General features: G+C 39.3%; 11 protein-coding genes. 10 read left to right on the top strand and 1 reads right to left on the bottom strand.

From position 1 onward, the window contains the following. The first annotated feature begins 70 nt into the window (after positions 1-70). The 6 genes from WJR50_RS07420 to WJR50_RS07395 all read left to right on the top strand — a co-directional run bounded on the left by WJR50_RS07420 (position 71) and on the right by WJR50_RS07395 (position 4703). Positions 71-928 (top strand): carboxypeptidase-like regulatory domain-containing protein, encoded by an 858-nt coding sequence (locus WJR50_RS07420; protein ID WP_341292613.1) that lies wholly within the window; start codon positions 71-73, stop codon positions 926-928. 169 nt (positions 929-1097) lie between these two features. After that, entirely contained in the window at positions 1098-2105 is a 1008-nt protein-coding gene (locus WJR50_RS07415) for a gliding motility protein GldB-related protein (protein WP_341292612.1), read from the top strand. A 142-nt stretch (positions 2106-2247) separates the two neighbouring features. After that, positions 2248-2496: a hypothetical protein gene (locus WJR50_RS07410; RefSeq protein ID WP_341292611.1), complete on the top strand. Its 249-nt coding sequence runs from the start codon at positions 2248-2250 to the stop codon at positions 2494-2496. Positions 2497-2642: 146 nt separating this feature from the next. Further along, the gene (locus WJR50_RS07405; RefSeq protein WP_341292610.1) at positions 2643-3221 is read left to right on the top strand and encodes a hypothetical protein; all 579 of its coding nucleotides are present in this window, start codon (positions 2643-2645) and stop codon (positions 3219-3221) included. Between the two features lie 240 nt (positions 3222-3461). Beyond that, positions 3462-4301, top strand: a complete 840-nt coding sequence (locus WJR50_RS07400) for a metallophosphoesterase (protein ID WP_341292609.1) — start codon at positions 3462-3464, stop codon at positions 4299-4301. Positions 4302-4367: 66 nt separating this feature from the next. Next, the gene (locus tag WJR50_RS07395) at positions 4368-4703 is read left to right on the top strand and encodes a DUF3291 domain-containing protein (RefSeq protein WP_341292608.1); all 336 of its coding nucleotides are present in this window, start codon (positions 4368-4370) and stop codon (positions 4701-4703) included. A 57-nt stretch (positions 4704-4760) separates the two neighbouring features. Here the strand turns inward: WJR50_RS07395 and WJR50_RS07390 are convergent, their stop codons facing one another. Then, the gene (locus WJR50_RS07390) at positions 4761-4895 is read right to left on the bottom strand and encodes a hypothetical protein (protein WP_341292607.1); all 135 of its coding nucleotides are present in this window, start codon (positions 4893-4895) and stop codon (positions 4761-4763) included. 607 nt (positions 4896-5502) lie between these two features. Here WJR50_RS07390 and WJR50_RS07385 point away from each other — a divergent pair. From WJR50_RS07385 to WJR50_RS07370, 4 genes are all read left to right on the top strand, one after another. Beyond that, positions 5503-8019: a M14 family metallopeptidase gene (locus tag WJR50_RS07385; RefSeq protein WP_341292606.1), complete on the top strand. Its 2517-nt coding sequence runs from the start codon at positions 5503-5505 to the stop codon at positions 8017-8019. Between the two features lie 642 nt (positions 8020-8661). Then, positions 8662-12033, top strand: a complete 3372-nt coding sequence (locus WJR50_RS07380; protein ID WP_341292605.1) for a PAS domain S-box protein — start codon at positions 8662-8664, stop codon at positions 12031-12033. Between the two features lie 109 nt (positions 12034-12142). Beyond that, on the top strand, positions 12143-12784 hold the full coding sequence (locus WJR50_RS07375) for a response regulator (RefSeq protein WP_341292604.1): 642 nt from the start codon (positions 12143-12145) through the stop codon (positions 12782-12784). Positions 12785-13418: 634 nt separating this feature from the next. Continuing rightward, positions 13419-14725: PAS domain-containing protein (locus tag WJR50_RS07370; protein ID WP_341292603.1), on the top strand; the 1307-nt coding region annotated here is incomplete at its 3' end.

The following is a 14725-nucleotide window of genomic DNA, read 5'->3' as shown; positions in this document are numbered from 1 at the left end:
ATGTTTCCGCTACCCTCATAATACAGTAGGGTGATAATTAAGTCAATTAGGATATTATCAGAGAAAAGATATGCTACACAGAATTGTATTGATTTCAGTTTTACTCCTCATAAGTTTCAATCTTGTAGGACAACCTACCATTGAAGGTATCATCAAAGATGGTAAATCTATGAAAGGATTGGCCTATGTCAATGTCGGAGTAGTGGGAAAAAATGTAGGAACAGTAACAGATAGTAATGGTAAATTTCAGCTTATTATTGATGAAAAATATGATGATAACGAGCTAAGAATCTCCATGGTTGGGTATGAAAGCAAGACATTTAAGGTCGCGGAATTCAAACAACTTATGGGTAATGAATCTGAAATAACTTTAGATGAAGCAGCTTATCAAATGGATGAGGTTTTTGTTTATGGGGAAAAATTTAAGGGACGAAAGCTAAGAGAAAGAATACTGGGTAATGAGACTGAATCTAGAAATAACAAAACTGGGTTTGACGCTAATTTACTGGGCAATGAAATGGGCATTGTTATTAAAACCAAAAGAAGACCTACATTCATCAAAGATTTTAGCATTTATATCACTGATAATGATTACAATACTTTTAAGTTTAGAATCAACTTTTATAACCTCAGGAATGGATTACCCGATCAGAATATTCTGAAAGAAAATATTATTGTAACCAGCAGTATGAAAGAAGGTAAATTAACAGTTGATCTAAGCCAGTACAACATTGTGGTAGAAGATGATTTTTTTGTTTCCATGGAATGGATTGAAGATATGGGAGATCATGGCCTGTTCTTTTCTACAGATATTTCAGGTGCTGCAAGTCCTACTATAACCAGAACAACAAGTCAGGGAAAATGGAGGGAAGTAGGTAAAATGGCATTTGGGACAGGTATAGGCATTACAACTACTGTGCAGTATTGATAAAATGGTTTTTTAACATTGAAACAAACACTACAGCTAGTAAATGAGCAGGCTGCACCATCAAGGGAACCAGCAAGAAAAATTTTGTTGGGAAGAAAATAAATTATCTTCTCTTAATCTCAATTAGTAAACCGGTAAAGTCTGTGATTACATTTAACCATAACCTATCATGAAAAGATGGCAAATTTCAATTGCTTTGTGCTGCCTATTCTTTACAGTTAAACATACTGTTTTTGGGCAGGAGGGAGCTTCCCATCCTGAAGAGGCAAGAATCATTACCTCAGATATCAGCAACTTCTGGACAATGTATGATCAGTTGCCCGAGGCAGAGAGCAAAGAAGATACTATACAAATGCTCCATGATTTGTATATCAGTAAGGCCAGTAGTGCTTTGCAAGAATATTTTGAAGCCGAACAAAGAGAAAATAAAAAAAATATAGAAGAAGAATACCTGGCAGTGCTCAGGCAGTATCCAAAGTTTCTGGCATCCATCCGAAACAATACCGAAAGCATTGAGAAGAACAAAGACAGCATCTACAAGTATTTCAGACAGGCTAAAGCGCTTTATCCTGACTTTGAGTTTCATGATACCTACTTTTGTATCGGTTTCTTCAATTCTGCCGGAAGATCTATGCCTAAAGGTGGATTGTACATAGGAACTGAAATGTTCGCTTTGTCAGATGAAGCCGTATTGGATGAGTGGGATAATAGCCCCTGGTTACGATTCTTTCAACCCATTAGCCACATTCATAATATAGTGCTTCATGAACAGGCACATTTTCAGCAGTTGCCTCCGGTAGATAATGACTATAATTTACTTTATAATGCTATCAATGAAGGGGCTGCTGTATTTCTGGTAGATATCGTTACCCATGGTAAAGGAGTTACCAACGGTGGGGCTGTGAGTGAGGCTGCATTAAACTATGGAGATGCAAACGAACAGGAAGTATGGAGGCGGTTCAAAGCAAATATGTATGCATATGACCAATCGGATTGGTTTTACAATGCTGATTCCGAAGCGTGGCCGAAGGATATGGGATATTATGTAGGTTACAAGATTTGCCGGTCTTACTATGATCACGCAAAAGATAAGCCGCTGGCGATAAAAGAAATCCTTGAAGTAACTGATCCGGCCACATTTCTGGAAAAGAGCAAGTACACAACTAAATTTGAATAAGGTCTATGCCAAATTCCTCTCCTTCAAGTTTTGCCCAGTATGGAGGGCGAATTGTAAATGTAGATGGGCTTATAATTCACCACATTTACCGCTGCACTCAAAATGCAGTAAGGGGGAAACCGTTACTATAAATAAAGAAAAGATGGATGATAAAATTAGGTTGGAATTGACAGACTTTAACGTGCTTTCAACTGGTGCAGATGGGGGGCATTATTATGTGACTTCCAATATTCAATATAAAAACCAGAGTCGTAAGATTGTGATTTTCTTCGCCAGTAAGTCTGACGAAAAAAGGCTTAATAATTTAAATAAAGTTAAAATTGAAGGGACTTTAGTTGATGAAGGTGTACATAATTCACTGAATCTATTAGAAAGTAAACTAATTGATTAAGGATAAAAAAAATATACTCTACATCAAGTTTAGCCCGGTATGGAATACGAAGCGTAACTTGGAGTTAAACATGCCATTCACCACAAGTTTACGCTGCGCTCGAAATGCGGTAGGGAAGGGTACTGATTAACTATGTTAAAAATTATATGAAGAAAACGAGAGCAGGCATTACACTATTATCCACTTTATTGTTCATCATATGTACATGGCAAACAGTATTGGGACAAAATAACGTAATTATAGGAAGAGCATTTGTTTTGCCAGTTTCCTTTTTACCTTACTCGCTGTGCATTGGCTACGAAAGAATAATCCGTCAGGATGTGGGGGTACAATTACTGCTTAACAATTTTGGTTCTGATGGAAGAAGTACCGATGCGGACGCTGATTTTTTTACAACCATAGTTCCAGAAGTTAAATATTACTTCAATGCTGAAAAAAGATCATCTTCATTCTACAGCGCTTTCTTTGTAGAACTGCTCAGGAGAAAGATAATTCCCTCGGGAGAAAACTATAATGCCCCCGAAATTACCAGTAAACAGATAAGTCCTGGTATACTGGTGGGAAAAAATGCAGAGATTAGCCAGAAGTGGCATTTAGAGTTGTATGCCGGAGCGAAATACAGATTTGGCAGCGAAGAAGAAGACTATTCGCCTTCAGTGAAAGTATCTTCCAAGATCCGTGAATGGGGAGTACGCATGGGGGTTAATATAGCCCGTAGTTTTTAGATATTACCCTCTGGCTTTAGCATGCTGTTCTGCAATGGAATTAAAGCATTTAGATCAAGTCAAGTTTCAAACTTTATACGTATCTGTAAACTTCAATTCCAGGGCGAAAGCTGAAATAAATTTGAGCTAGTCGCGAGGGTGAAACAGAGACTTGCAGAAAGATGGGGAGTTTGCTATGCCTGGTAAGGCATGATTAATGCTGCCAAAAGACTAGGACATAATCTCAGTGAGTGTAGCAAGATGAACAGAAGAAGTTTTTTGAAAGGAACGGTAGCAATGGGAGGGCTGGGCCTGAGTACAGGTTTGTATACCTGGCAGGTAGAGCCTTTCTGGCTGGAGTTTGTGCAGCTAAAGATGCCCATCAGACATCTGCCGGATACTTTAGAAGGTAAGCGACTGATGCAGATCAGCGATATCCACGTGGGCAACCGCTTTGACCGCAACTACCTCATTGATTCCTTCAGGGAAGCCCAGAAGCTGGCTCCCGATTATGTGGTGTACACCGGAGATTTCGTCAGCTACGAATCAGAAGAGCAACTGGAGCAGTTGAAAGAGGTATTTGCCCATGCTGTACGTGGGAAGGAAGCCACGCTGGGCATATTGGGCAATCATGATTATGGTTATAATTGGTCGGAACCTGAGGTGGCAGAAAAGATCGTGAATATTCTGCATAATCAGGGCATTGAAATTCTGCGCAATGCTCAGGCTTCTCGTGCGGGTCTCAATTTCATTGGTCTGGATGATTACTGGGGGACTAACTTCAACCCCAGTCAGGTAATGGAGAAGGTAAACCCTAACCAGGCCAATATTGTGCTCTGTCACAATCCCGATGTAGCCGATGAGCCGGTATGGAATAATTACCAGAGCTGGATATTGTCGGGACATACGCACGGTGGGCAGTGTAAGCCTCCCTTTCTGGAGCCTCCTATGTTGCCGGTAAAGAACAGAAGATATACCGCAGGAAAAATTGGATTGGAAGATGGCAGAACTTTGTATATCAACCGGGCCTTAGGACATCTGTGGCAGGTTAGGTTTAATGTAAGGCCGGAAATCACACTCTTCACCCTGGAGAAAGCGTAAAGTCAATGTGTGGCTGTTTTGTAGCGTAAAATCTTTTATCTTCATGCGAAGAAATTCTATAAACGCATGAAAGTCACCATCACATCTATTGAGCTAAAAAGTCCTTTTAAGTTTTTTGTGCTTTCCAAAAACGCTATGTACATTCTTCGGCAGCTTCGGGCTACGAATTGTGTGCAGATGAAGAAGAGGGGCTTCTGGATGAAACACTACACCATGACCTTGTGGAACAATGAGCAGGAGCTGAAAGAATTTGCCGGAAGCGGTGCCCATCTGCAAGCGATGAAAGCCAGTAAAAGCATAGCCAGGGAGATTCGTACCCTCACGATTGATGCTGATGTGCTCCCGGATTGGAAGACCGCCATAAGCCTGCTGGCTTCCGCTAAGCCCATTCGGTATGTGTAATACCTGAAGCCATATGCTTCCTATTGATATGTTGAGTATGATAACTATAAGCCTTACTTATGCTGCTTTGCCATCGACACGATCCAAAGCACCCATTATGCCATTGATTCCATCACCCGGATAACCATAAATGCGGGAAATACCCCATTCGTGGATTCGGTCTATTAAAAAATCACCTACTTGCTTGCTCATAGAAAAATGTATTTAAAACAAGATTTAAAATTTAAAAAATGGCTTTCAGAGTATACAAGGTTATAAAATGCTTTTTGTTTATTAATGAAATTGAGAAATGATAGTTATTGCTCATGTAAATAAGATAAAGGATCTATACGGCTAGGGATTTCATCCTGGTTAATTTCACTTAAGATGAATTCGGTATATTTCAGGTAAATGGTTACTATAATGGCTGCATGGCCTTGGCTTTGTGAAAGAAAATGAATCCCTTCTTAAATTTAATTGTCAATATGTCAGTCTGGCTATTTTTTGAGTAAGAAATAATTCTAAAGGGTACACATTGTTAATTTGAGAACCTCCGGATTTATGGAGTCAAAGCAGGAATAGTTATAATTGGCTACGAACTTATACACCCTACTCACAATGCAGAACTAAGTGCAACATGTAACTTAACAGTTCAGGCTGATACTGTATGAGCTCATTTGTGGAAATCTGAAAGAAAAGAGGGTCTTTTCTAGAATACTCATACAAAATCATAATTTTACTGCTAAAGAAATTTTTATCACAACGTACTATGAGGAACTATAGCTTAATGAAATACCCAAACAGTTTAATAACCCTATTATTGATTTTATTGTCATTTGCTTCCTATGCACAACATGACTACTATTTTCCTGAAGGGGAGCAGTTTGACTCCAATATTCCTAGTCCGGAGTCATTTTTAGGCTATCCCATAGGTGAGCGTCATACGCGCTACGATCTGGCTATCGCGTATTTGAAAGAACTGGCCAGCGCATCAGAGCGGGTGACTTTCCAAAAGATAGGGCAAACCAATGAACTACGCCCCCTGGCGATTGTCACCATCACTACACCTCAAAACCATGCTAATCTTGAAGAAATAAGGCAGAATCATCTACAATTGGCTGATCCTGCTCAGCCTTTGCCTGATTTGGAGGAACAACCTATATTCATCCATCTGGCATATAATGTGCACGGAAATGAAGCATCAGGACTGGAAACTTCTTTGCTTACTGCCTATTATTATGCAGCTAGTCAGGAGGAAGAGGTTAGTTCTTACTTGGAAGAAGCAGTGATCTTCATAGATCCTGCACAAAACCCGGACGGGCGCGATCGTTTTGCCAATTGGGTAAATATGCATCGGGCGAATCCGCCGGTAGCGGATCCACAAGACCGGGAGCACAACGAAGTATGGCCGGGGGGGAGAGGTAACCATTATTGGTTTGACCTGAACCGCGACTGGCTTCCTGCTGCGCATGTAGAGAGTCGCGCCCGACTGGATTTTTATCATCAGTGGCTGCCCAATGTGGTCATAGATTTTCATGAAATGGGAACCAACTCTACCTATTATTTTGAACCCAGCCCTCCACTGGGCTCAGAAAACCCCTTGGTACCTCGTCGACAGTATGAAGAATTGAATGTGTTATTGGCCCGCTATCAAGCTGAAGCACTAGATAGTTTAGGTTCACTGTACTTTACCAAAGAAATATTTGATAACTTTTATCCCGGTTATGGCTCTACTTATCCGGATTTTCAAGGAGGAGTAGGAGCCACCTTTGAGCAGGCTAGCTCACGGGGGAACCGACAGGAGAGCACGACCGGAATCCTCACTTTTCCTTTTACCGTTAGAAATCATTTGGTAACCGGTCTGGCTACTGTAAGGGGCGCAGTGGAAAATAAGCAAACCCTGCTGGAATACCAGAGGGAGTTCTATAACTCTGCTCTGACCGAAGCCGGGAAAAATCCCGTAAAAGCCTATGTCTATGGAGAACCTGACGATGCCAACCGTCTGAACAGGTTTACAGAACTTTTGCTCAGACACAAAATCAAAGTTTATGCACTTGAAGAGGAAGTTAGCCTCAACGGACAGCAGTTTGTACCTGGTAATGCTTATGTAGTACCCACTGAGCAGGCACAATATAGACTAGTTGCCTCTATTTTTGAACGCCGGACCGAATTTGTAGACAGTGTATTTTATGATGCTTCAGCCTGGACCATGGTGCTGTCCTATGGACTTCCGCATGCAGAGATCCGGACTGGCAACTTACCCCTGGGTAGGCAGTTGGAGAGTGTTCCTGAAATTAATATTCCTGCCATTCAGAAAAGTAGCTATGCTTATTTGATGGATTGGACAGACTACAATGCCCCGGCCGCTTTGCAATATTTATTGGATCATGAAGTACTTGCCCAGGTGGCTATGAAACCGTTTCGTGCTCAAAGTGCCAATGGTACAAGGCAATTTAACAGAGGCGCTATTTCTATTCCTTTGCAGGTGCAGTCAATGTCAACTGACTCCGTCTACGCACTGATCCGCACTGCCGCAGAACGTTTTGAAGTTCCTTTTTATACTACTGCTACGGGATTTAGCTCGGAAGGCATTGATCTGGGAAGCAACAATTTGCAGACCATAGAAGAACCTAAGGTGTTGATCCTGACCGGTGAAGGTATTCAATCTACCGAAGTGGGTGAAGTGTGGTTCTTACTAGACCAGGTGGGGCTGCCGCTGACCAAAGTTGAGGCCAGTAACTTGTCTACCCTCTCACTGTATGATTATTCAGCAGTGGTCATGGTAAATGGAAACTACAGTAGATTGGCTAAATCAGAGGTGGAAAAGCTTTCAAGGTGGGTTAATGATGGAGGAACTTTAATCACTTTCAAAGGAGCAGCCGAGTGGGCTATTGACCAGCAACTTTCTGATGCCAAATTACTTGAAGATACAACTGAAGCTCCTGCACAGCGCTTCAACTACGAAGACGCCAGAGAAAGAGAAGGGGCTAAAGCCATTCGGGGCTCTATTTATATGGCTGACCTGGACATTACCCATCCCTTAGGCTACGGCTACACTCGCCGGGCTATACCCGTGTATAAAAATAGTGATGCCCTGTTTGCTTTGAGCAAAGTGCCTTACAATACAGTTGCGCAATATGTTTCTCAGCCCCTGTTAAGTGGTTATATTTCCGCTGAGAACCTCGGCAAACTCTCAAACACTGCCTCTTTACTGGTCAGTAATCAAGGGAAAGGAAGGGTAATACTTTTTGCTGATAACCCTAACTTTCGAGGGATGTGGCTGGGCACCAATAAACTGTTTTTGAATGCGCTGTATTTTGGAAATTTAATTGATTAGTAAATTATATCTGAAGGTCATTTTGATTGAATTAAGTTACTTTGCATAGTATATTAACTGATAATGCGATAATACATCGTGTTTTCTATGATAAAGCGTGAGGCTCCTAAGTCATTGATTTTCTCTTCAATTAAGCCAAAGTATCTTCTCAATGGTACTTTGGCTTATCTTTCTACAGAATGGAGTTATTAAAACTTACCTCCTAAAATTTACTTTACACTAAGAGGTTTTTGCATAAGCTTAAACAATCTCCCCCTCATTATTCTTTCCCCAAAAGGTAGTGACTTATTACGACTCTTGTCGGAAATACCTTATATTGAATAACATTAAGGCTATCCTAAAATTTTAAGAAATTATTCCATAAAAATTCTGGAGGAAAGGCAAATTTATTAAATATTATTGTGTTTAATTAAATTATAAAAACTTTAAACAATATATTTAACGTTCCGTTTTTAAATGTCTCAGTGTTTAGGTTAAAATTTTGTATTTAATAAAATGAGTGATGATTCTGCTGGTAACTTAAGGCAAAAGACTAAAGATGAGCTTGCTTCAATTATTCTTCAATTGCGTAAGCAAAACAGTGACAGTGAGAAAATAAAATCTGAAGAAAATTGGGCAAAGTTGTTTTTAAATAAAATGCACTTGCCCATATTATTAGTCAACCCACAGACCCGGGAAATTGTCTATCAAAATGAAGCCTTAAGCAAAAGTAATATCGTCGGTGAACAATTATTGAACAATGCTTTTTTTATAGAAAAATTTAAACAGTCCCCTGTTTTCTTTCAATGGAAATATTGTCAGTTTGAAAAGGAAGATTGCGAGCTACAGGTTTATGTTCAGGAGATTGAGGTGGAGCATAAGAAGTATTTTCTGCTAAAATTCTGGCCGGTTTCTGAAGAAAACAAAAAGCACCCTGTTAATCTGGAGGATAAACATTTTCTGGTCAATGCCTTAAAAATTCAAAATGTAGGCATCTGGTACTTTGATCTGAAGAATAATGTTTGCTACATGAATGAAAGCAACCATATTAAGTTGGAATTGCCGTACAGAGACAAGCCCTATTCACTTGAAGAATTACGCACGCTAATTTATCCGGAAGATCTGGACGTTTTTTATAGCCTGGAGAATTCCATTTATTCTATCAGAGGAATGATAGAATTTGAAGGGCGTCTGGTCTCATTTGTCCACAAAAAGGTGTCTCACAACTCCTTCAAGTTCTTTCCGATCATAAAAAACGATGAGGTGATCGCAATCTGGGGGACTGTATCAGAAGTGAGTAAAAGGAACTCAGGTGAAAATCACGTACGCGTGGATGCTACTTTTACCCAGCAGATGGACCAGAGCCTGAAGAAGAAAAACAATATCTTAAATGTACTGGAAAAGAATGTAAAGGTTGCCTGGTGGTATCTGAACCATGAAAAGAGCTTTATGGAGTTTTCTGATAACTGGGAAGAGGTTGCGTATCTGAGCAGAGACCGTTTTCATAAAGTTGAAGATTTTCTTAGTACTGTACATCCCGAGGATAAAAAGCACTTAGAAGGCGTAGTACGTAGAATATTCTCGGGAGAGCCTAATACTCAATGTACCTATAGGTTGATACATCCGGAAAAGCCGGTTAAGCATATTTATGCTGCCAATGTTATTATTAACCAGGAGGTGTATGGTATACTGCATGACATTACTGACCTTAGAGTCTCGCAGTTCAACCTGATTGCTGCTGAAGCAAATTACAGAGAGGTGTTAGACTCATTGGATGAAATGATTATTCGCTTCAAACCTGACACTACACTTACCTTTGTAAATGCGGCATACGCAAGATTTTTTAAGAAGAAAGGAGAAGAACTCATTGGGACTAAATTCTTAGATATAATTCCCGAGTACGTTCGTAATGAAGTAAAGGTAAAGCTTGAAAAAATAACTAAACATAAGAAAACGCTATCAGACATTCATAAGATTTATGATGACGGTATCAATTCAGTTTGGCATCGTATTACCGATTATCCAATACTGGATGAAAATGGAGAGCTCAAAGAAATTCAGACCATAGGGATTGATATTACCGATAAGGTAATAGCAAATAATAAGCTGCGCGAAAGTGAGCAGATGTACCGCATGCTGGCAGAGGGATCTAGTGATATTATTTTTTTGCTGGACAAAGAACTTAAGCTTTCCTACATAAACCCTGCTGTGTATGATGTAATGGGGTATAAGGAAGAAGAAATCTTATCAGTACCGCTGGATAAGATAGTCACGCAAGAAACTATCAAAGAAGCACAGATGATTTATGGGATTAGCCTGCAGGAGAATGTTAAACAGAAATTTAATCCTGCAGTGAGAACCTGGAAAACACCATTGATCAGGAAAGATGGTAAAAAAATCTGGGGAGAAATTGCGATTACACCCCTCACAGATGGAATAGATAATTTTACAGGGCTATTGGGCATTATCCGGGATATAAGCGACAGAAAACAATATGAAGATCAGCTTCTAAGTGCTAACAAAGAACTGGCGGACCTGATTGAGGAAAAAAACAAGTTTCTTTCTATGGTGAGCCATGATATCAAAACACCTCTTAACTCATTGATGGGAATGGTTTATCTGCTCAAAAACCAGTTGAATCCTATTCCTCAGGCTGAGATTCTGGAAACGCTGGATTTTTCAGCTAACCATCTCAAGTCTCTTGTTAATAATCTATTGGATTTATCAAGTCTTCAACAGCGGAAAATTAAATTAGAGGAGCGTACTTTCATGCTTTCCTGGCTACTAAAAAATTGTATAAATGCTTTTCATTTCCACGCCTCTGATAAAAACATTGAACTCAGACATGAATTTTTAAATATAGATGATGTCAAAGTAATTGGAGATCCGGATCGCTTATACCAAATCATCAACAATCTTTTGTCTAATGCTATCAAATTTACTGAGCAGGGAAGTGTGGATCTGATCGTTGCTCTAAGTGCTCTGAATAATAATAGGTACTCCATATCTGTGGTAGTAAAAGATACAGGACCCGGTATAGAGAAAAAATATTTATCCAGAATTTTTGAGCCTTTTGTAAGAGTACATACCGATACCAAGGATGGAAGTGGTTGTGGCTTAGCCATCGTTAAAGAATTGGTAGACCTTTTTGATGGTACTATCAAAGTAGAAAGCGAGGTGCAGAGAGGAACCAAATTTAAAGTAGATCTTGAACTGCGCTCCGCTTCCGGTAATGAAAGCCACGGTTTCTTACAGAGCGATCTTGCTGTGGCTGAAGCTTCACTGGAAGGGGTGAGTATTCTTTATGTTGAAGATCTGGAATTCAATCAGAAATTACTTTCCACATACGCAAAGCTATGGAAGTTTGATCTGCACATTGTAGACAATGCGCTGGAAGCTATTAAGATACTTTACAAAAGGAAGTTTGACATTATTCTAATGGACATTTTTTTACCCAGTTTACAGGGCGATGAAGCTACCAGGATGATCAGGAAAGCTGAAAAGCAGGGGGAAATTGATGCTAAAAATATCATACTCGCAGTTACTGCTCTGGAGGATATTTCTAATCCTGAATGGTTAGGCAAAAATGGTTTTAATGATATCATACCTAAACCTATAGACCCTTCACTTTTGTATCAAAAACTCAAGTGGTGGTCCAGGAAACAGTCACCGGATTTGGACACATATGCGGAGCAAAATTCCCCCCAGACTAAGCTTTTTCACAATCTCAAATCTACCTTTAATGCTGAACCAAAACATTTAAAAAGCTTACTGAAATCTTTTAAGGACGATTTGGATACCCAGATGGAGTCTTTAAGTCTATCAATACAGACTGATGACCAATCCTCCTACAGTAAAACAAGACATAATCTATCGGCAATGTTAGCGATGCTTAATGAAATAGAACTGAAGCAGTACCTTATAAATAACAAAAACATTCCGAAAACCATAGCGGAAAAAGAAGAAGCTCAGCACATAATCAAAGATCATATTACCCGAATCCAGACTTTAATAGCTTTAGAAATTGAGAAGTAAGCTGGCTGCATGATATACTTACATTTCACTTGTGGTTTTTGCTTATTTACATAGCATATTTTCACTTATTACTTAAATCCATTATTTTAAATAAATGCTTACGCAGGAAATGCAATCAAATCAAAAACGCATATTGATAGTGGATGATCACCAGATCATCGGAGAACTGATTACTCTACTAGCAAAAACAGAATCAGAAATTGGCCAGGTAGATTATACCACAAATATTGTGGAAGCTAAAAATGCGCTAAAGAACAATCATTTTGACTTAGCGATTGTGGATCTGACTTTAGAAGGAGAAAATGGGCTCGCCCTTATAGATTTTATCAAAGAAAAATACCCGCAGACAAAAATCATGGTATTTTCCATGCATCTGACCAGTTATTTAGTAACAGAATCTCTTACCAGAGGAGTGGATGGTTATGTGCCTAAGTCAAGCTCCCTGGAAGAGTTCAAAGCTGGTCTGAAAGCTATTTTCAATGGAGAGCGTTATGTAAACAATATGGTCACTGAGTCACTGATCAGTGGTTTATCAGAATTAAAGCGAGAAAAAGAGCTGGATGGTAGAGCTACTAAACTTACCACCAGAGAAAATGAAATACTTCAGGAAGTACTGAAAGGAAATAACAATAAAGAGATTTCCAGCAAACTGCATATTAGCCTGCGTACCGTTGAAAATCATCGGGCGAATATCCTGAGAAAAATGAATGTAAGTAATTTCTATGAGCTATCACATCTGAAAAAAGTATAGGTGAATAGTTGTTAACAATACCCTCAAAGGCCTTTAAAATTTAAATTTTTTTGAAGGCTTTTGAGTGGGTGTTCAAGTAAAAAAAATGCTTCCAAAAGGATTTATCTAATCTGTTCCCTCATATTATTGTTTTAGAGACCAGTTCTTACCCGACAATCTTCCTGCTTAGCTTTCCCATGCTTAGAAATACCTGAATTTTTTAACTATTTATAGGTAAGGGATATTACTTACCATAGCACATTAATATAATTATTTAAACTATTATTATAATTAATCTACTTATACCTCTTTCACTTTTTCAAACTTTACGCTCGGTGTTAGTATCCCTGCTTGTTTAACTAATTTTTTAAATGCTTGCACTCTACTTTTACGATAATTGATTTTATAACTATTAATACTTCAAATTGAAACACGAGATCAGGCAAATTATAAACAAAATAAAGAGCACTATACAGAATACTCATGATAGCGCTATTTTTTCAATTGTGTTCAAGGGCTGCAATAGAGAATAACAAGTTGAGTATTACCATCAGTAAATATTATACAGGGAGATAAAGAGGTCATTTTACCTCTCTTACACCTGATACAAACCAGAATTCCAAATAGATTTATCGGATACTAATCATTTATCAATATGAAATCTGAAACTAAACAAGGCTCCCAAGCAAAAAAGCCTTTGACTAAAAAGAAAATTACTTCTCAGAAAAAGACCATAAATCGTCAATCCACTTCCCCTACGATTAAAGAATTAAAAGCGCAGAAAGAAACGTTGGAGCAACGTCTACAGGAAATGACAGCGCTGCATGAGCAGGTGAAGGTAGCTCAGGAAGAAATTGAAAATACCATCCGGCAAAAAGATGAGGTACTGGAGCAGGTTTTAGATTCAGTAGTGTCTATCAGTACTGACAAAATTATTACTTTCTACAATGCAGCAGCTGAGCGCATGTTTGGCTACAGCAAGGAAGAAGTGATAGGTCAGGATATGAAAATGGTCTTGCCAATAGCGTATAAAAATGCTCACGACCAGTATGTGGACTCAAATGTCAAATCCGAAGAAAGCAAAGTAGTAGGCAAAGGCCATGATCTGGAAATGGTGCGTAAGGACGGGAGTAAGTTTTGGGGAAGTCTATCTTTGACCAAGGTAAAAATAGGAGATGAACTGCAATATACTGCATTTATAAGAGATATTACCGAGGAAAAAGAAAACAAAGAAAAAGCGGATCACATACAGGCTGCTGTCAATACTGGTTTTGCTGCTATTGAGTTTTTACCTGATGGTACTATCCTCACTGCCAATGATAATTTCTGTAAGTTCATGGGTTATAAGGATGAAAGCGAAATTATTGGTAAGCACCATCGTATTTTTTGTGAACCCGAGTATGCTAACTCAGCCAGCTATAAAAACCATTGGGCTAATTTACAAAAGGGGGAAGTCAGTACAGGTGAGTTTGACCGTCTCACCAAAGATAGTGAGCGTGTTTGGTTAAGTGCCTCATATACCCCCATACAGGATGAAAATGGAAAGGTGATAAAAGTCGTCAAGATCGCTACTGGTATCACAGATATGGTAAGTGCACGCCAGCAGGGAGAAAATATACAGGCAGCAGTGGATACAGGTTGGGCCTATATAGAATTTGAGCCCGATGGGACTATCGTATCGGCAAATCAGAATTTCCTAAATACCATGGGTTTTGAAAATCTGGCTGATATTAAGGGAGAGCATCATCAGATTTTTTGCGAACCACGGTATGCGGCGAGTAATGAATATAAAAAATTCTGGCAGGACCTTGCCAATGGAGAGGTTCAGAATGGAGAGTATTCTCGTCTGAGAAGTGATGGAAAGCAAGTCTGGCTCCAGGCAGCTTACACCCCGGTACGGGATTCTGTTGGCAATATTGTGAAAGTGATCAAGATCGCAACGGATATCACAGCGATTAAGGG

This window comes from Catalinimonas locisalis, from assembly GCF_038039535.1.
GTDB lineage: Bacteria > Bacteroidota > Bacteroidia > Cytophagales > Cyclobacteriaceae > Catalinimonas.
This window is presented reverse-complemented; position numbering and strand designations above follow the sequence as displayed.